Source organism: Paraburkholderia strydomiana, from assembly GCF_031456815.1.
In the GTDB taxonomy this organism is placed as follows: Bacteria; Pseudomonadota; Gammaproteobacteria; order Burkholderiales; family Burkholderiaceae; genus Paraburkholderia; species Paraburkholderia caledonica.
Genome location: NZ_JAVDVL010000001.1, coordinates 658,583 through 675,900, shown reverse-complemented (window position 1 = coordinate 675,900; position 17,318 = coordinate 658,583). Strand labels below are relative to the sequence as shown.

Below are 17,318 nucleotides of genomic sequence, written 5' to 3'. Positions count from 1 at the left end.
AGCAAAAGAAAAGTTTTTGACGACAGGTGAGCGCCGTTCACCTGTGTGATTGAGTGGGCGCGCTAACGCTTAAGTCGCACGAAGACTGCCCGGCTTCTGCGAGCATCCATTGCCTGAAGTCGAGTAGTTCCGGCCGACGTTGCGCGTCCTCCGCGCTGACGAGCCAGTAGGCGGTGGACGAAGCGATCGTACTGGACGCCGCCTCGACGAGCGCGCCGCTTACGAGGTCGCGATCCACCAACGGCCTGCGGCCGAGCGCAACGCCTAGCCCCATGCTTGCAGCTTCAAAGGCGAGCTGGATCGTGTCGACATGCAAGCCGTCGCTGGGATCGACGCCTTCCATGCCGGTGGTTTCGAGCCACGTCTGCCAGTCTTCGCTCGCGGCGTTCACGTGAATCAACGTGGCCTTGCCCAACAGCGGCGTGCCGTGCGCGTCGCGAAGCGACTCCAGATACGCGGGGCTGCATACAGGAACGAGTTGCTCTCCAAAGAGCCGGGTCCACGCCGTGCCTGCGACAGGCGCCCGGCTCATGCGGACCGCGAAATCGAATCCGTCCACAGGAAAGCCGACCTGGCGGTGCGATGTATCGACAGTCACATTCACGTGTGGCCAGCGTGCCCTGAAATTCTGCAGGCGCGGCAGCAACCAGCGGGACGCAAAGGTCGGGGCGCAACTCAGGGCGATGGGGCGGTTCGCGCGGTAGTTCGGCAGACGCTGCGTGCCGATAGCAATCAGCGAAAACGCTTCTGAAACGTATGACAGATAGTCCGCGCCGCTGGCAGTGAGCGAAATGCCACGAGGCTCGCGCACGAAGAGTTCAACGCCTAGCGTTTGCTCCAGACCGACGATTCCGTGACTGACCGCACTCGGCGTGACATTCAGTTCCGCGGCGGCGAGCTTGAAACTTTGATGCCTGCCGGCCGCTTCGAAAAAGCGAAGCGCTGGCAAAGGCGGTAGACGAAGCGGCATGTTTTGCATCTCCCCTGGCGGCGCAGCGCGGGCAGGGCCACGTGGCTGCTGTTTCGCGACAGCATACCGCGTCGCGCCGGTCACAACGCGTACGGTTTCGTTGCGGTGCGCAAAGGCTTGCGCAAATGCGGTGTGGAAAATGCAATGTGGAAATGTTCTCGCCGGCTGTCGATTCGCCGTGGCCTCCATCGTCGTGTATATGGATGGGGGCGCTGAACGCACGCTCCCCATTGGTCCTTTTCCTCGACAGGGAGATTGCACATGACCGAATTGAACCAAGCAGCACCGGCCCTCAAGCCGGCCCGCGAACTGGCGGACTCGCCGCGGCGCTTTCCTGGCGAAAGCGCGGAATATCGCCGCGCGCGCAACGATCTGCTCGCCGAAGAAATAGAACTGCGCCGTCATATCGAACGTGTTGCCGCGCAGCGTCGCTCGTTGCCGCCGGGCGGCATCGTACCGGAAGACTATCGTTTTGAAGGCGAGAGCGGCCCAGTTACGCTTTCCGACATGTTCGGCAGGCACGATACGCTCGTCACATATAACTGGATGTTCGGTCCCAGGCGCGAGCGGCCTTGCCCGATGTGTACGTCGCTTCTGAGCGCCTACGACGGCGAAATGCCCGACATGCTGCAACGTGTCGCGTTCGCGGTGATCGGCCGCTCGCCGGTAGAGAAGCTCGTCGCCTTCGCGAAAGAGCGAGGCTGGCGTCATTTGCGGTTGTATTCGTCGGCAGGCAATACATTCAATCGCGACTATGCGGGCGAAGATCCGGATGGCGACGACGTTCCCGCGTTCAACGTATTCACGCGGTCCGGCGGTACGGTACGGCACTTCTGGGCAGCGGAGATGGGTCCGTGGACGGCCGACCCCGGGCAGGACCCGCGCGGCGCACCCGACGTGATGCCTCTTTGGACCGTGCTCGACATGACGCCCGGCGGTCGGGGCAGCGACTGGTACCCGAAACTCGAGTACAACACCGCGCTGCGTTAGCTCGGGTTGCGCTGCGCCGCGCGGCGTCCTTTTGCGGCCATTGCGATTACGCGGCCCCGTCTTCCACGTGGCGTTGCTCCCGTGCTGCCTGCAAATAGCCCGAGACCGCGCCCGAACGCATGGGCCGGCTGAACAGGTAGCCTTGCACTGCGCGAGCGCCCAGTGCCTTGACTACTTCCGCCTGTGACGAAGTTTCGAGTCCTTCAACCACGCATTCGAGTCCAAGGTTCTTGCACAGGTCGAGCACCGATTTGACGATCTTCTTCGATGCGCTGTTCGAATCCACGTCGGTCATGAAACTGCGGTCGATCTTGATCGAATCGAAGGGCAGACGGTGCACGTAACTGAGACTCGAATAGCCGGTGCCGAAGTCGTCGAGAGAAACGCGGCAACCGGCCTGCTTGATCATCGTGAGGGCGGAGCGCGCTTGCTCGAAATCGCGAGTGAGCGCAGTTTCGGTGATCTCGAACGACACGCGATGTGGCGGCACGCCGCTTGCCGCGACAATGTCGATCAGGCGGCGCGCGCGTGCGGACGTCGAAATGTCGATTGCAGAGAGATTGAACGACAGATAGAGCTCGCTCGGCCAATGCGGCACCTCGGCGAGCGCCTTGTGTAGCAGCACCTCAGTGATGCGCAGAATGATCTCGGTTCGTTCCGCGATCCGGATGAACTCTTCCGGCTTGACCGCGCCGAGTCTTGGGTTGTGCCACCGCCCCAGTGCTTCGAGACCGATGGTTCGCATCGTGACGACATCGGAAATCGGCTGAAACTCCAGAAAGAGTTCCGACTCCAGTTCAGCGTGACGCAGCTCCTGCGTAACGAGGCTCGAACGCCGGATACGTGTTTCGTGCTCGGTCGAGAAGATCACCGCCGTGCCGCGCCGGCTTTCCTTGCCGACATAAAGCGCCGCGTCCGCGCGCTCGAATACCTGGGTAACGGTTTTGCCCGCATCCGGGAACGCGGCCCAGCCGATCGTGCCCGACAGTTCCGCAATATTGCCTGCCACACGATACGGTTGACTCAGCGAGTCGCAAATGCGCTGGCCCAGTTCGAATAGCGTTTCATTCGACTGCGTGTGTTGGGCGAGCACGCCGAATTCGTCGCCGCCAAGCCGTGCGAAGAAGATGCCGGGCTCGGCCAGCGCGAGCAGTCGCAAGCCGACTTCCTGCAACACGAGGTCGCCGCTTGCGTGACCGTAGATGTCGTTGACCTGCTTGAAGCCGTCCAGATCGATGAGGCCGACATTGAAGCCGTCGCCAGTGGCAAGCGCCTGCTCGGACAACGCCCGCAGCGAAGCGAAGAAGCTGCGGCGGTTGGGCAGGTCGGTCAGGCTGTCGATGCTCGCAAGGCGAAAGTTCTCGTCGCTGAGCCTTTGAGTTTTCTCCTGGCTCGCCTGCAATTCGCGCTGCGCATATACGACGCCGGAGAATGTCCGGTGATACAGCTCGATGATAAAAGCGAGTGCAAGTCCGACGAGCGTCATATCGATCGCCATCGCGATGAACACCGGCGATCCCGTGAAGACGAGAAACGTCGAAAAACTTAGGATCACTATGGACAGAAGCAGCAGGGCGGCCACGCGCAAGTGCATCAGGCAGAACACGCAGCCGACCACGGTAGTCGCCATGTAGAACGCAACCTGCGCCTGCTCGTACGCAGTGCCGTACGGCAGCAGCAACAGCGACCAGGTGGTAAAGGCAATGCCGAATGAGCTCGAGAGCCAGACGAGCTTGCGTACCTCGGGCACGGCTTTTTCATGCGTCCGCACGCGATGCCGCGCGCGCCACCACCGTATGCATCGCACGACGCACAACGTGCACAGCGCGCCCGGCGCGTAGATCGAAAGCCATGCCGGCGCACTATGCACGTGCGTGACCGTGACTGCCAGCGTATTGACGAACAGGATGAAGTAAAGAAGCGGAATCTGGCGGCCGACCGCCTGGAGCTGCGAACGCACGAGATCGGGGTCTGTGTCCGCCCCGGAAAATGCCTGCCTCAAAGTGGCTAGTCCAACCATTCCTGTCCCTTAACGTTTGCGCCGCATACGCAGCCTGGTATATCGGCACATACTGATCAGACCTTGAGTGCGCGTGAGTGCGCTGGATGCATCGGATGCGTCGTCCAGCATTCGCCGTGGTCCGGTAATTAAGACCTGCGCGACCTTAGGCGGCAGGCGCTTCGGGTTCATGGCGGGTAACTTTGACCTTGAGGCGGGCTTCAAAGCTTGGGACAGGACAGTACTTGCAATGGTCCGAGGGTGATGCCCGGTTCGCCTTGCGCGGCCGGACTACCTTGCGGAGGAGTGGATATGAGGCGCACTGCATTGTCGCCGGCATTCGCCAGCACATATTTTTCGGCGCCGTTTTCCGCTTGCCAATAAGCGCGAAACACGCCGTTTTCGCCGAATACGAGCAGCTTGCCGTGCACTGTTTTTGCGCCGCTGATCAGGTCGACGGGTTCGCCGTCGCGCACCCGGAACGGCTGGAGCGAGGTTGAATTCGTCGTTCCTGCCAACGTCGCGCAGCTGTTTTCTTCGGCTGAGACGGTCGTGCATGAGAGCGCGCCGACGAGTGCACATGTTGCTATATGGCGAAAATTCATTTTTTTCTTTCTCCCAATTGCAAACTCAAAACCCGCTCGGCGCTGCCCGAATCACGGTAGCCGATGGAGTACTCCGCCAAAGCAAAAACTTGTCCACGACCCTTTTGCGTCGCGCTAAAGCACTGAAATTGCAACGGATTGTGATACGCGACCGATGCCGGCCAAGCGGGCAATACACGTAAGCACGCGATTCTTAGGGCACTTTGCCGCACAAATTCGTCAAATCGGCTGTGGGCGGGTGATACAAGGCTTACACGCAGGGTTTGCGCGAAAGCGCGCCTATGCGTTAGTGTGTCGGTCCCGGCGCGACAGATGTAGCGCCGGTTCCATGATTACCATACGGGAAGTGCTATGAACAAACAGGAACTGATTGATGCAGTCGCCGCAGCAACGGGCGAAAGCAAAGCGGCCACCGGCCAAACCATCGACGCTATCGTTGAAGCGGTGACCAAAGCCGTTGTTGGTGGCGATACGGTGCAACTGGTCGGTTTCGGTTCTTTCTCGACCGGCGCGCGCGCAGCACGCGTGGGCCGCAATCCGTCGACGGGCGCCGAGATCCAGATCGCTGCTGCCAAGACGGTGAAGTTCACCGCAGGCAAGGCGTTCAAGGAAGCCGTCAACGCGTCGTAATGCAACGCGCTTCACGCCGGAGCATCCGCAATGCGCTGTCATGGCGCGGCGCGAGTGATGCCTCGGGTGTGAGGAATCACGCGCTGCCCAGCCCCGGTAGGACGAATCCATCGGCGGATGGCGCGGCGCGTGTGCCTGCTTGCCGCATGCAGTTATCAGGCGTGTCCGCGATCAGCTCGCGCGGCGCTTGCGTGTCGCGTCGGCAAGTGTCTCGAGCACCGGTTCGGTTTGCGCCCAGCTTACGCAAGCATCTGTAATCGACACGCCGTAACGCAACGGCTCTCCCGCCTTCAGATCCTGACGGCCTTCTTCCAGATGACTTTCAAGCATGACGCCGATTATGCGGCGCTCCTGCGCAGAAAGTTGTTGCGCTACGTCCTGCACCACGTCCAGTTGACGCAAATGCGATTTGCCCGAATTCGCGTGCGAGCAGTCGATCATCACCTGTTCGCGCAGACCGGCTGACTTGAGTGCGGCACAGCTCGCGGCGACCGACGCGCTGTCGTAGTTCGGCCCTTTCTTGCCGCCGCGCAGAATCACATGGGCGTCGTCGTTGCCGCGCGTTTCGAAGATGGCTGCCATGCCCATCTTGGTCATGCCCATGAACGCGTGGCTGGCACGCGCGGCCACGATCGCGTCAGCGGCGATCTGTACACCGCCGTCTGTGCCGTTCTTGAAACCGATCGGACAACTGAGCCCCGAAGCGAGTTGACGATGACTCTGGCTTTCCGTTGTACGTGCACCGATTGCGCCCCACGCGATCAGATCGGCAATGTATTGCGGACTGAGCAGATCGAGGAATTCGGTGGCGGTAGGCAAGCCCAGGCCGTTAATGTCGAGCAGCAATTGCCGCGCGCGACGCAGGCCTTCGTTGATACGGAAGCTGCCGTCCAGACGCGGATCGTTGATATAGCCTTTCCAGCCCACCGTAGTGCGCGGCTTTTCGAAGTACACGCGCATCACGATCAGCAGGTCGTCTTTGTACGCGTCGGCCGCAGCCTTCAGCTTGTGTGCGTATTCGATCGCCTGGTCATGGTCATGGATCGAGCAGGGCCCGACGATCATCACCAGCCGGTCGTCGCGTTCGTGCAGGACGTCTGCGATTTCCGCGCGTGTCTTTTCCACGAGCGATTGCACGGTGGCGGGCACGGGCAATTCGTCCTGCAATAGCGCAGGGGAAATCAGCGGGCGGACCGCGCCGATGCGAACGTCGTCAATGCGCGTAGTGTCCTGCGTGGCGTCGGCCGAGCCGACTTCCCGGTCGTGCAGAGGATTGTCGATGGCGCTCAAGGTATTCTCCCGGACTTTCGATGTGAGGTGGCCTCGCGGCCTTGAATGTAGTGTCGTTGCGTGTGGTTCGCTGCCGGGATTATGACACTCGCATGCCGCCGCCGAAACGGCGCCGCTCAAAGCCGCTCGATCAACGCCATTGCAGCGGCCGGATTGCGTTCCTTGAAGCCACTGATCACGTAGAGATAAACATCGCGTGGAACCGCTGTTGCGGGCGGCTCGGCGCACGTTTCCAGATCGGCGGGCGTCATGCCCGCAGCCAGTTGCCGAGCACGTTCGACCCATGCGTCGAGTGCTTTCGTCGCGTAGCCCTTCGCCTGTTTATCGGTCGTACCCATGATGCGGGCGTAGACGAACGGCGCGGTGATATCCGCGATCTGCGGGTACTCGCTGTCGCCGGCCAGCACGACTGCGACCTTGTATTTACGCGCAAGCGAGATGAATTCAGGTGTCTTGAAGCTGTCGTTGCGCACTTCGATTGCATGCCTAAGCTTTATGCCTTCGATGCTCGCCGGCAGCAGTTTGAGGAAGGCCTCGAAATCTTCGCTGTCGAACTTCTTGGTCGGCGCGAATTGCCAGTTGATGGGCCCGAGCTTCTGTTTGAGAAGCAGCACGCCGCTTGCGAAGAAACGTTCGATGGTCTCGCCGGCCTCTGCGAGTACTTTGCGGTTGGTCGAGTAACGCGGCGCCTTCAGCGAAAAGACGAAGTCGTCCGGCGTTTCCTGATACCACTTTTCATAGCTCGCCGGCTTTTGCAAACCGTAAAAGGTGCCGTTGATTTCGATTGAACTGAGATGCCGGCTCGCGTACTCGAGTTCGCGGCTTTGCGTGAGATCTTCAGGGTAGAACGTGCCGCGCCACGGCGCATAGGTCCAGCCTCCTATGCCGATCCTGACGTTGCCGGCCTTCGCAGCTTTCGTAGTCTTTGCGCTCGTTGAAGATTTTGCGGCTTTCGCGGGCTTGAGATCTGCCACCTGGTGTTCTCCTTTTGGCTGCGCTTCATCTACCGTGAGACCGGTAGATTAGCGTCTTTTTTGCCACCAGACAGAACTCGCGAGAACTACGAATAGTAGGGGAAACAGAAACCGAAACGCCAGACGCTATTCGCCGCTTGCCGGATCGACGTTGCGCGCAGCGGCCTCACGCGTGGCTTCCTCGAAACGACGGTTTGCTTCCGCCACTTCCGCCCTGAACTGTTGCAATGCATTCACCGCGAGATCGGGCGGTGTCAACGCGGCCCACAGTACGTCGATCAACTGATCCGCGGTTGCTTCGATGTCGGTGTGCCGGTTCGCGAGCGTCGCGTCCCACAACACATGTTCCATTGGCCCGAACACCATGGAGCGCAACAAGCGCAAAGGCATGTCCGCGCGAATCTGGCCGCTTTCCTGGCCTTGAGCCAGAACGCGCATTAGCGGCGCGGTATAGCGGCGCTGCAACTCGGTCAGCGCCTCGCTCAACTCATGATGACGCGCGCGTCCTTCCGACAACACCAGCGCGCAGAGGTCGGTGCCGTTCACGAGCATCAGCCGCAAATGCGTCCGCACGATAAACGCGAACTGCTGGCGCACCGTGCCGTCGCGCGGCAGTCCGGATTCGATTGCGTCGATGATCTCGTCGTACCAGTCGCCGATAACGCGCGCGCACAACTCGCGCTTGCCGCGAAAGTAGCTGAAGACGGTCGCCTCGGAAACGCCCAGGCGTTGGGCGATCTCGGCGGTCGTGGCGCGTTCGTAGCCCTTCTCGGAGAACACGTCGCGGCCCGCCTGAAGAATCTCTTTGACCCGCTGCTGCGACTTGCGCCCGGCCGGCTGGCGGCGCGATGCGGGCAATTCGGCCTTGAGAGCAACCGTCATATGAGTCGAAGTCAATTTGCTGGAAGGGTTCGGCTGAAAACGCCGCTTTGAGCCCATGCTATCACAGCATCAGCGGCCATGAACCGATCCGATGGGTTTCTGAGTGATACTCAGAAATACCTATTGACGCTTACGTAAATCTAGCGTGAAATGCGTCTTGAACGTCGCGCGCCTCAGGTATGGCGAGAGACGCGGCCCAGCAGCCGGCCGCCGTCCGCCTGGCCGCGATCGGATTCGCCGGCATCGTTGTCCGGCCGCCAATGAACTCTGGAGACACCGCAATGAGCAACCTGCCCGGATTGCAATTCCCGCTCGGGGAAGAAATCGAAATGCTGCGTGACAGCATCGCGGGATTCGCTGCGAAAGAAATCGCGCCGCGCGCGGCTGAGATCGATCGCACGGACCAGTTCCCGATGGACCTGTGGCGCAAATTCGGCGATCTCGGCGTGCTCGGCATGACGGTCTCGGAGGAATATGGCGGTGCCAACATGGGCTACACCGCGCACATGGTCGCAATGGAGGAGATCTCGCGCGCGTCCGCTTCGGTCGGTCTTTCATACGGCGCGCATTCGAATCTGTGCGTGAACCAGATTCATCGCAACGGCACCGAGGCGCAAAAGCAGAAGTACTTGCCGAAACTCGTGTCGGGCGAACACGTCGGCGCGCTTGCAATGAGCGAGCCCAATGCGGGTTCGGACGTGGTCAGCATGAAGCTGCGCGCCGACAGGAAGGGCGACCGCTATGTGCTGAACGGCACGAAAATGTGGATTACCAACGGCCCGGACTGCGATACGCTGGTCGTCTACGCGAAGACCGATGTCGAAGCGAATTCGCGTGGCATTACCGCGTTTATCGTTGAGAAAGGCATGAAGGGTTTCTCGGTTGCGCAAAAGCTCGACAAGCTCGGCATGCGCGGCTCGCACACGGGCGAGCTCGTCTTCCAGGACGTGGAAGTGCCTGAGGAAAACATTCTCGGACAATTGAACGGCGGCGTGAAAGTACTCATGAGCGGCCTCGACTACGAGCGTGCGGTGCTCGCGGGCGGCCCCACGGGCATCATGGTCGCGGTGATGGATGCGGTCGTGCCGTACATTCACGACCGCAAGCAGTTCGGTCAATCGATCGGCGAATTCCAGCTGATTCAAGGCAAGGTTGCCGATCTCTACACCACGCTGCAGGCGTGCCGCGCGTATCTCTACGCGGTTGGCCGTCAACTGGACACGCTCGGCGCCGGGCACGTGCGCCAGGTCCGCAAGGATTGCGCGGGCGTGATCCTCTACACGGCCGAAAAAGCGACATGGATGGCGGGCGAAGCGATCCAGATTCTCGGCGGCAACGGCTATATCAACGAGTATCCGGTTGGGCGTTTGTGGCGCGACGCGAAGCTGTATGAAATCGGCGCGGGCACGAGCGAAATCCGCCGCATGCTGATTGGCCGCGAACTGTTTGCCGAGACTGCGTAAGCGCCCACGCGCCAACTTCCAAACAAGCGGCATGAGATCGCAGTAAGCGCTAAAGCGCCGACTCCGATTCTCCGATCGACACAGGAGAAGCCACGCAATGCCGATCATCGAATCCAAGCTGAACCCGCGCTCCGACGACTTCCGCGCGAACGCGGCGGCGCTCGAGGCGCTGGTCGCCGATCTTCGTGCGAAGGTCGAACAGCTCGCGCTGGGCGGCGGGCAGGCCGCACGCGAAAAGCACACAGGGCGCGGCAAATTGCTGCCGCGCGAGCGCATCGAAAAGCTGCTCGATCCGGGCACCCCGTTTCTGGAGTTCTCGCAACTCGCAGCTTACGGCATGTATAACGACGACGCGCCGGGCGCCGGCGTGATCACCGGTATCGGACGGATTGCGGGCCACGAGTGCGTGATCGTTTGCAACGATGCGACGGTCAAAGGCGGCACGTACTATCCGGTCACGGTCAAGAAGCACGTGCGTGCGCAGGAAATCGCGGCGGAAAACCACTTGCCGTGCGTGTATCTCGTCGACTCGGGCGGCGCGAACCTGCCGAATCAGGACGACGTGTTTCCCGACCGCGACCACTTTGGCCGCATCTTCTACAACCAGGCAAATCTGTCTGCAGCGGGTATTCCGCAGATTGCGGTGGTAATGGGCTCATGCACCGCAGGCGGCGCCTATGTCCCGGCCATGAGCGATGAATCGATCATCGTGAAGAACCAGGGGACCATTTTTCTCGGCGGTCCGCCGCTCGTGAAAGCCGCAACCGGCGAAGTGGTCAGCGCGGAAGACCTCGGCGGCGGCGACGTGCATACACGTCTGTCCGGCGTGGTCGATCATCTCGCGCAAAACGACGCGCATGCATTGGCGATTGCGCGCAGCATCGTCGGCAATCTGAACCGCACGAAGCACGTGGCGCTCATGTTGCAGGAGCCGAAGCCGCCGCGCTACGACGTGAAGAGCATGTACGGCGTGATTCCGGTGGATACGAGAAAGCCGTTCGATATTCGCGAGGTGATCGCGCGCATTGTCGACGACTCTGCATTCGACGAATTCAAGGCACGTTACGGCACGACGCTTGTGTGCGGCTTCGCGCATATCTGGGGCCATCCGGTCGGCATCATTGCAAACAACGGCATTCTGTTTTCCGAGTCCGCGCTGAAGGGCACGCACTTTATCGAACTGTGCTGCCAGCGCAAGATCCCGCTCGTATTTCTGCAGAACATCACAGGCTTCATGGTGGGCCGCAAGTACGAGAACGAAGGCATCGCACGTAACGGCGCAAAGATGGTAACGGCGGTGGCCACGGCGAAAGTGCCGAAGTTCACGGTGATCATTGGCGGCTCTTTCGGCGCGGGCAATTACGGCATGTGCGGTCGCGCGTTCTCGCCGCGTTTTCTGTGGATGTGGCCGAACGCGCGCATTTCGGTAATGGGCGGCGAGCAGGCGGCGTCGGTCCTGGCCACGGTCAGGCGCGACGGTATCGAAGGCAGAGGCGGCTCATGGAGCGCCGACGAAGAAGAGGCCTTCAAACAGCCGATTCGCGAGCAATACGAGCATCAGGGCCATCCGTACTATGCGAGCGCGCGTCTTTGGGACGACGGCGTCATCGACCCGGCGCAAACACGCGACGTGCTCGGTCTCGGTCTGTCGGCTGCGATGAATGCGCCGATCGAAGATACGCGCTTCGGCGTGTTCCGGATGTGACGCAGCACGACGCATGGGAGCCGCCACGATGCACTATGAAACACTGAATGTCGAATTCGCCGGGCACGTTGCAACCGTTACGCTGAATCGTCCGGACGTGCGCAACGCGTTCAACGAAACAATGATCGCCGAACTGACATCGGCCTTCACGGCATTGGACGCGCGCGACGACGTGCGCGCGGTCGTGCTGGCCGCGAACGGCAAGGCTTTTTGCGCAGGCGCCGATCTGAACTGGATGAAGAAGATGGCCGCCTACTCCGACGAGGAGAACCGCGCCGACGCGATGCTGCTCGCGAACATGCTGTCGTCCATCTATCGCTGCAGCAAGCCGGTAATCGCTCGTGTAAATGGCGACGCCTATGCGGGCGGCATGGGACTCATCTCGGCGTGCGACATCGTGGTGGCGGTGGAAAGCGCTCGCTTCTGCCTGTCGGAAGCGCGGCTAGGGCTCATTCCGGCGACTATCGCGCCCTACGTGGTTCGCGCGTTGGGCGAGCAGGCGTCGCGCCGCTATTTCATCACCGCTGAGCAGTTCGACTGCGCGACGGCGCTGCGCCTCGGGTTCGTCGGCGAAGCGGTCAGCGCCGGGCAACTGGATGCCGCCGTGCAGCAGATCGCGCAAACCCTGTGCGCGAACGGTCCGCAAGCGGTGCGCAATTGCAAGCGGCTCGTGCAGGACATGGCGGGCCGCGAGTTGAACGATGCACTGATCGAAGATACCGCCGCGCGCATCGCGCGCACGCGAGCCGGCGCGGAAGGCCGCGAAGGCGTCGCGTCGTTCCTTGAAAAGCGCACGCCTGCCTGGCGTGATTGAAGCGCGGCTTACTGACATTCCGAGGCGCCCGCAGGCCTTCACCAGAAGAATATCCCGAGATCGAGACAACTCATGTTCAACAAGATCCTGATTGCAAACCGGGGCGAGATCGCGTGCCGCGTCGCGGCGACCTGCAAGCGGCTCGGCATTGCGAGTGTGGCCGTTTATTCAGACGCGGACGCCGATGCAAAGCACGTCAGCGCCTGCGACGAAGCCGTGCATATCGGCGGCGCGACCGCGGCGGAAAGTTATTTGCGCGTAGCGCGCATTATCGAGGCGGCGCGCGCAACCGGCGCACAGGCCGTGCACCCCGGCTATGGCTTCCTGTCGGAGAACGAAGACTTCGCGCATGCATGCGAAGCCGCCGGCATCGTATTCATTGGACCGCCGGTCGAAGCGATCGCCGCGATGGGCTCGAAAGCCGCGGCGAAGGCGTTGATGCACGCGGCGGCGGTGCCGCTCGTTCCCGGTTATCACGGCGATGATCAGAACCCCGAACCATTGCATCGCGAGGCGGATGCGATCGGCTATCCGGTGCTGCTCAAGGCGAGTGCGGGCGGTGGCGGCAAGGGCATGCGTGTTGTCGAGCGCAGCGAAGACTTCCTCGCGGCGCTCGCTTCGTGCAAGCGCGAGGCGGCAAGCAGTTTCGGCAACGATCGAGTGCTGATCGAAAAGTATCTGACGCGGCCGCGTCACGTCGAAGTGCAGGTCTTCGCGGATCGTCACGGCGGCGCGGTTTATCTGTTCGACCGCGACTGCTCGGTGCAGCGGCGTCATCAGAAGGTACTGGAAGAAGCGCCCGCGCCGGGACTGTCAGCGCAAATCAAGCGCGAAATGGGCGAGGCCGCAGTGGCCGCCGCGCGCGCCGTGAACTACGTCGGTGCCGGTACCGTTGAATTCATCATGACGGCTACAGGCGACTTCTATTTCATGGAGATGAACACCCGCTTGCAGGTCGAGCACCCGGTGACGGAAATGATCACCGGTCAGGACCTGGTGGAATGGCAACTGCGCGTCGCCGCCGGCCAACCGCTGCCGCTCACGCAGGACCAGTTGAAGATTGACGGCCACGCAATCGAGGCGCGCATTTACGCCGAACATCCGGCGCGCGGGTTTCTGCCTTCGACCGGCACGCTCAAGCATTTGCGCATGCCTGAAGGCGTGGAATTCACGATCCATGCTGGCGCGGGCGAAAGCCGCAAGGCGCCCGTGCGCATCGACAGCGGTGTGCGCGAGGGCGATACGATCACGCCGTTCTACGATCCGATGATCGCGAAGCTGATCGTACACGGCGCGACGCGAGAGGAAGCGCTCGCGCGAATGAGCCGTGCGCTGCATGCGTGTGAGGTGGTCGGTCCGCACACCAACGTCGAGTTCCTGCAACGCATTGTCGAGAGCGAGCCGTTCGCAACGGGGGACCTCGATACGGGCCTGATCGAGCGGCATCACGAGGCGTTGTTCGCGCCTGTAAAGAAGCCGTTCAAGGAAGCACTCGCGCTCGCGTGCGCCGCGCTGCTCACGCGCGAGGGCGGCACCGCGCACGGCGCGTCGCCGTGGGATGCGCTATCGCACTGGCGCCTGAACAGCGGCTTCACACAAACGCTGGGCTGGCTCGCTATCGAAAGCAGCGGGGAAACCGGCAGCCCGTTCACCGTCGCTTTTGCACGCGACGGCGCGACGCAAACGCTCGAACACGACGGCGTGCGCGAAGCTTTCTCATGGTCCAGCGGCGCGGGCTTGCATGAATACCGCGCGACGATAGGCGATGCGCGCGCCACGGGCCGTGTGTTCATCGACGGCGATACGTTCCATGTGTTCTGTCTTGGTCACGCGCTGGCCTTCGAGTGGCAGAACCTGCTCGCACATGCCGCGGACGCCGAACATGGCGAAGGACGGTTGACCGCGCCGATGCCCGGCAAGGTCATCGCGGTCCTGGTCGAGCCGGGCGCGGTGGTGGAGAAAGGCACGCCGCTAATCGTGATGGAAGCGATGAAAATGGAGCACACGATCGGCGCACCGGCAGCAGGCACGGTGTCTGAAGTGCTGTATGCGGTCGGCGATCAGGTGGCCGACGGTGCACAGCTTCTGGTGCTGGACGTGCAATAGGCGCGATCATTTCCGGCTGCGTAAAAGCCGCAACGAAACCTTAGCCGAGGCGCGTATACCCGGCCGCGCGCGCCTCGTTTTCCAGTTGCGCAATGCGTTTATAGTCGTCGAGCGGCAACGTGGAAAAGCCCTGCAAACGCAGGCGTCTTGCGCGATCGGGCCGCAGTGCGAGCGCTTCGTTAAGCGCCTCGCGCAACGCTTCCACCGTTGCGGCGGGCACCGTGTCCGAGGCGATTAAAGGCAGACCCGGCGAAGCCGCTGTCATGCCTATGCGCCTGACTCGCCGTGCGAGTTCCGGCATTTCATCGCAGACAAAAGCGAACGTCACACAATCTATCGCGGCGACATCCGCCCGGTTCTCCGCGACGGCACGCAGCGAGCCGACATGCGAACCGGTGCGGACCGCAGCGCGAAAGAACGCACCCTCGTGCGAGTGCGGCGCGACCGCGTGGCGTAGCGCATTCATGCCGCTGTTCGAATCGTCCTGGTTGTAGGCGGCGCGTGCGCCTCGCAGCGACGCGAGCGTATCGAACGGCGCGTCCGAGCGCGTGACGAGCACGCTCGCGTAATGCGCGCCTTCGCAACCAGGCGCGTCGAAGCGCGGCGTGGCGATCAACTGCACCTGTTCGTGCAAGCCGTGCATCAACGGATAGCCGCAGGTTTGAGACATCAACAGATTGGGCCGGCGCCAGAAGCCGTGCAATTCTTCATCGGGTTCGACGATGCGGCACGCGGGCTTGACCATGCGCAAGACGTCGGAAAGCCACCCGCGCCACTCGGTCTCGAGCGAGGGCGTGACGTTGTACATCGGCAGGGCGGCGATCCAGGTCATGACGCGAGTCTTGCTTACCTATTTTGCTGACTAATGCGTGGTCATACTAATGCAAGATCATACGGAATTCGTCGACACCCAGCCGAACGGGCTCGCTCGGCGTGAAGGTCCACCTTTGTGCGGCCACGGTGAGAATCTCGTTTTGCGCGCCTTCGAATGCGAGCAGTAAGTCCTTCTTTCGCGCGCTTGCCGCGCCGCAAAAGGCGATCAACGCATCCGCGCTCACTTCGAAAATCTGCGCCCGGTCGTCGCGGCACACCCTGAACGCGACCGTCGCGCACTCCGTGACACAGGGCCGGAACCCTTCATCTACATAAACCGACATGGCGACCTCCTTTCGCGCGCGCGCCTGAGTTGTCAGCATGACAACCTGTAAGCCGGCGGTATGTGGGAGAGCCAGCATTCGCGGTGAAATCGGCCAGCGGTGCGGACACGTGCTGCTGAGGCCCAGGCAAAGATGATGGATACCACTCCGGCACGCGAGGTGGGACTACAACGGCTACCGATTCGCAAGCGTGGGCGCTTGCCGGTGTCCGTCGCAGGTTTTAGCGCGGAAGAAGCAGAGCAGGCAGTTTCGCAAACGAATCGATCAGCGCATCGCATTGCAACGCCACGGGGCCATCCGGGCCGCCATACCCGTAGCTCACGATGAACACCGGCATGCCGGCGGCTCGCGCCGCGCTCACGTCAACCGGAGAATCGCCGACCAGCACGCTGCACTCCACATCTACGCCCAGCAATCGGCAAGCGTGCAACAGCGGTTCGGGATCGGGCTTCATGCGCTCGATCGAATCGCCTGCGACCAGCAGGTCGAGATGATCCGCAAGGCCTGTCATCAGCAGCAACGGCGCTGCAAGCGCCTCGGGTTTGTTGGTGACGCATGCAAGCCGGTAGCCGAGCTGTCGAAGCTCGCCGAGACCGGCGGCGACGTGCGCAAACACATGGCCATGCTTGCCATTGGTCTGTTCATAGTGCCGATGAAAAGTCGCCAGCCCGTCGCTCATAGCTACTTGCCGGTCCAGCGCCGCCGCCTCGAGCGTGCGTCGAACGAGGTTCGGAACACCTTTGCCGATAAAGCTGCTGACCGTGTCGAATGGCAACGGCGCCCGACCGAAGTCGGCGAGCATGCGGCTCGCCGCTTCGACGATATCCGGCGCGGTGTGAACCATCGTGCCGTCGAGGTCGATCAGCACGGCACGTGTTCGCGCTTGCGGCGATAAAACAGGTTGCGCGCTCATGCCGCAGCGGCCTCGTTCAACGCATTGCGGTGCCAGCGGCGCAACGTGTCGAGGTCCACCCATGCGGGCCGCTCGCCTGCCGTTCCGGATGGAATCGGCGTATGAGGATCGCCGAGATGAGGCAGCACGGCTAACGCGCCGTCGAAGGAATCCTGCGATGTGTATGCGGTCGGTGTTACGACAGTCGGTATCAGCGCCACGCGCGCGGCCCGCAGACCGTTGGCGGAGTCTTCGAACGCCATGCAAGCCGCGCCTGGCAGACCGAGTTGCCGAAGCGCGTCGAGGTAGACATCGGGCGCAGGCTTCTTTTTCTGCGTGGTGCTCGCGTCGCAGATCGCAGCGAAACGGCTCCGCCAATCGGTGCCGAACGGACCTTGTAGAAGCGCATCGAGATTAGCCGGCGTGGTGGTCGTCGCGATTGCCACGGGAATGGAGGCGTCGGCGGCTTCGTCGATCAGCCGCACAATGCCGGGCCGCAACGGCAACCCGCCGTTGCGCACGCGGGCCGCGTAATGACGGGTCTTGATCGCGTGCACCGTGTCGATGACGCGGCTCACGCCCGAGCCCTCGGCTTCTTGCGGGTCGGCGATGCGCCAGTAATGCAGCAGACGCTCCTTGCCGCCCGCTACCGCGAGAAGACGCGAGTAGAGCGCTTCGTCCCAGTGCCAGTCGAGACCGGCTTCCGCGAATGCCGCATTGAACGCGTGCAGGTGCGCGCTTTCGGTATCGGCAAGCGTGCCGTCCACATCGAAGATCAAGGCTTGCATGAGCCAGTCCTCTTCATGTTTGCAGAGCGGCGTCATGCATGTCGCCGGTGTGC

General features: G+C 62.0%; 16 protein-coding genes. 6 read left to right on the top strand and 10 right to left on the bottom strand.

Features of this window, described 5'->3' with window-relative positions; translation table 11 throughout:
- Positions 1-37: 37 nt before the first annotated feature.
- Positions 38-970 carry a LysR substrate-binding domain-containing protein gene (locus J2W46_RS03085; RefSeq protein WP_310351195.1) on the bottom strand — a complete coding sequence of 311 codons (933 nt, stop codon included), beginning with the start codon at positions 968-970 and terminating at the stop codon, positions 38-40.
- Positions 971-1,231: 261 nt separating this feature from the next.
- Between J2W46_RS03085 and J2W46_RS03080 the strand changes: the two genes are divergently transcribed.
- On the top strand, positions 1,232-1,960 hold the full coding sequence (locus J2W46_RS03080; RefSeq protein ID WP_310351194.1) for a DUF899 family protein: 729 nt from the start codon (positions 1,232-1,234) through the stop codon (positions 1,958-1,960).
- A gap of 46 nt (positions 1,961-2,006) precedes the next feature.
- Here J2W46_RS03080 and J2W46_RS03075 read toward each other — a convergent pair whose 3' ends face one another.
- A complete protein-coding gene (locus J2W46_RS03075) occupies positions 2,007-3,980 on the bottom strand; it encodes a putative bifunctional diguanylate cyclase/phosphodiesterase (protein WP_310351192.1) in 1,974 nt (657 codons plus the stop codon).
- A gap of 200 nt (positions 3,981-4,180) precedes the next feature.
- Entirely contained in the window at positions 4,181-4,564 is a 384-nt protein-coding gene (locus J2W46_RS03070; protein WP_088173973.1) for a hypothetical protein, read from the bottom strand.
- A 351-nt stretch (positions 4,565-4,915) separates the two neighbouring features.
- On the opposite strand from J2W46_RS03070, the gene J2W46_RS03065 reads away from it, so the two are divergent.
- On the top strand, positions 4,916-5,194 hold the full coding sequence (locus J2W46_RS03065) for an HU family DNA-binding protein (protein WP_006049832.1): 279 nt from the start codon (positions 4,916-4,918) through the stop codon (positions 5,192-5,194).
- A 171-nt stretch (positions 5,195-5,365) separates the two neighbouring features.
- Here J2W46_RS03065 and J2W46_RS03060 read toward each other — a convergent pair whose 3' ends face one another.
- From J2W46_RS03060 to J2W46_RS03050, 3 genes are all read right to left on the bottom strand, one after another.
- Positions 5,366-6,484, bottom strand: a complete 1,119-nt coding sequence (locus J2W46_RS03060; protein WP_027775961.1) for a 3-deoxy-7-phosphoheptulonate synthase — start codon at positions 6,482-6,484, stop codon at positions 5,366-5,368.
- 116 nt (positions 6,485-6,600) lie between these two features.
- Positions 6,601-7,458, bottom strand: a complete 858-nt coding sequence (locus J2W46_RS03055; protein ID WP_310351189.1) for a DUF72 domain-containing protein — start codon at positions 7,456-7,458, stop codon at positions 6,601-6,603.
- 126 nt (positions 7,459-7,584) lie between these two features.
- Positions 7,585-8,340: a TetR/AcrR family transcriptional regulator gene (locus J2W46_RS03050; RefSeq protein ID WP_204521735.1), complete on the bottom strand. Its 756-nt coding sequence runs from the start codon at positions 8,338-8,340 to the stop codon at positions 7,585-7,587.
- 281 nt (positions 8,341-8,621) lie between these two features.
- On the opposite strand from J2W46_RS03050, the gene J2W46_RS03045 reads away from it, so the two are divergent.
- From J2W46_RS03045 to J2W46_RS03030, 4 genes are all read left to right on the top strand, one after another.
- A complete protein-coding gene (locus J2W46_RS03045; RefSeq protein ID WP_131320556.1) occupies positions 8,622-9,803 on the top strand; it encodes an isovaleryl-CoA dehydrogenase in 1,182 nt (393 codons plus the stop codon).
- Between the two features lie 97 nt (positions 9,804-9,900).
- A complete protein-coding gene (locus J2W46_RS03040; RefSeq protein ID WP_020066372.1) occupies positions 9,901-11,508 on the top strand; it encodes a carboxyl transferase domain-containing protein in 1,608 nt (535 codons plus the stop codon).
- 28 nt (positions 11,509-11,536) lie between these two features.
- Positions 11,537-12,322, top strand: coding sequence for an enoyl-CoA hydratase/isomerase family protein (locus J2W46_RS03035; protein ID WP_310352016.1), 786 nt, complete (start codon positions 11,537-11,539; stop codon positions 12,320-12,322).
- 72 nt (positions 12,323-12,394) lie between these two features.
- Positions 12,395-14,428 carry an acetyl/propionyl/methylcrotonyl-CoA carboxylase subunit alpha gene (locus tag J2W46_RS03030; RefSeq protein WP_310351183.1) on the top strand — a complete coding sequence of 678 codons (2,034 nt, stop codon included), beginning with the start codon at positions 12,395-12,397 and terminating at the stop codon, positions 14,426-14,428.
- Positions 14,429-14,468: 40 nt separating this feature from the next.
- Here the strand turns inward: J2W46_RS03030 and J2W46_RS03025 are convergent, their stop codons facing one another.
- The 4 genes from J2W46_RS03025 to J2W46_RS03010 all read right to left on the bottom strand — a co-directional run bounded on the left by J2W46_RS03025 (position 14,469) and on the right by J2W46_RS03010 (position 17,265).
- Positions 14,469-15,260, bottom strand: coding sequence for a phosphate/phosphite/phosphonate ABC transporter substrate-binding protein (locus tag J2W46_RS03025; protein WP_288827220.1), 792 nt, complete (start codon positions 15,258-15,260; stop codon positions 14,469-14,471).
- 46 nt (positions 15,261-15,306) lie between these two features.
- Positions 15,307-15,585 (bottom strand): DUF1488 family protein, encoded by a 279-nt coding sequence (locus tag J2W46_RS03020; protein WP_027804359.1) that lies wholly within the window; start codon positions 15,583-15,585, stop codon positions 15,307-15,309.
- Positions 15,586-15,805: 220 nt separating this feature from the next.
- Complete coding sequence (gene gph / locus J2W46_RS03015) at positions 15,806-16,498, bottom strand: phosphoglycolate phosphatase (protein WP_310351179.1); 693 nt, start codon at positions 16,496-16,498, stop codon at positions 15,806-15,808.
- Positions 16,495-17,265, bottom strand: a complete 771-nt coding sequence (locus tag J2W46_RS03010; protein WP_310351176.1) for an HAD family hydrolase — start codon at positions 17,263-17,265, stop codon at positions 16,495-16,497. The genes gph and J2W46_RS03010 overlap by 4 nt, the downstream gene beginning before the upstream one ends.
- Positions 17,266-17,318: the final 53 nt, after the last annotated feature.

Coding starts and splice junctions, on each gene's coding strand:
- J2W46_RS03085 (WP_310351195.1), bottom strand. CDS start 970: ATGCCGCTTCGTCTACCGCCTTTGCCAGCGCTTCGCTTTTTCGAAGCG.
- J2W46_RS03080 (WP_310351194.1), top strand. CDS start 1,232: ATGACCGAATTGAACCAAGCAGCACCGGCCCTCAAGCCGGCCCGCGAA.
- J2W46_RS03075 (WP_310351192.1), bottom strand. CDS start 3,980: ATGGTTGGACTAGCCACTTTGAGGCAGGCATTTTCCGGGGCGGACACA.
- J2W46_RS03070 (WP_088173973.1), bottom strand. CDS start 4,564: ATGAATTTTCGCCATATAGCAACATGTGCACTCGTCGGCGCGCTCTCA.
- J2W46_RS03065 (WP_006049832.1), top strand. CDS start 4,916: ATGAACAAACAGGAACTGATTGATGCAGTCGCCGCAGCAACGGGCGAA.
- J2W46_RS03050 (WP_204521735.1), bottom strand. CDS start 8,340: ATGACGGTTGCTCTCAAGGCCGAATTGCCCGCATCGCGCCGCCAGCCG.
- J2W46_RS03045 (WP_131320556.1), top strand. CDS start 8,622: ATGAGCAACCTGCCCGGATTGCAATTCCCGCTCGGGGAAGAAATCGAA.
- J2W46_RS03040 (WP_020066372.1), top strand. CDS start 9,901: ATGCCGATCATCGAATCCAAGCTGAACCCGCGCTCCGACGACTTCCGC.
- J2W46_RS03035 (WP_310352016.1), top strand. CDS start 11,537: ATGCACTATGAAACACTGAATGTCGAATTCGCCGGGCACGTTGCAACC.
- J2W46_RS03030 (WP_310351183.1), top strand. CDS start 12,395: ATGTTCAACAAGATCCTGATTGCAAACCGGGGCGAGATCGCGTGCCGC.
- J2W46_RS03025 (WP_288827220.1), bottom strand. CDS start 15,260: ATGACCTGGATCGCCGCCCTGCCGATGTACAACGTCACGCCCTCGCTC.
- J2W46_RS03020 (WP_027804359.1), bottom strand. CDS start 15,585: ATGTCGGTTTATGTAGATGAAGGGTTCCGGCCCTGTGTCACGGAGTGC.
- gph (WP_310351179.1), bottom strand. CDS start 16,498: ATGAGCGCGCAACCTGTTTTATCGCCGCAAGCGCGAACACGTGCCGTG.
- J2W46_RS03010 (WP_310351176.1), bottom strand. CDS start 17,265: ATGCAAGCCTTGATCTTCGATGTGGACGGCACGCTTGCCGATACCGAA.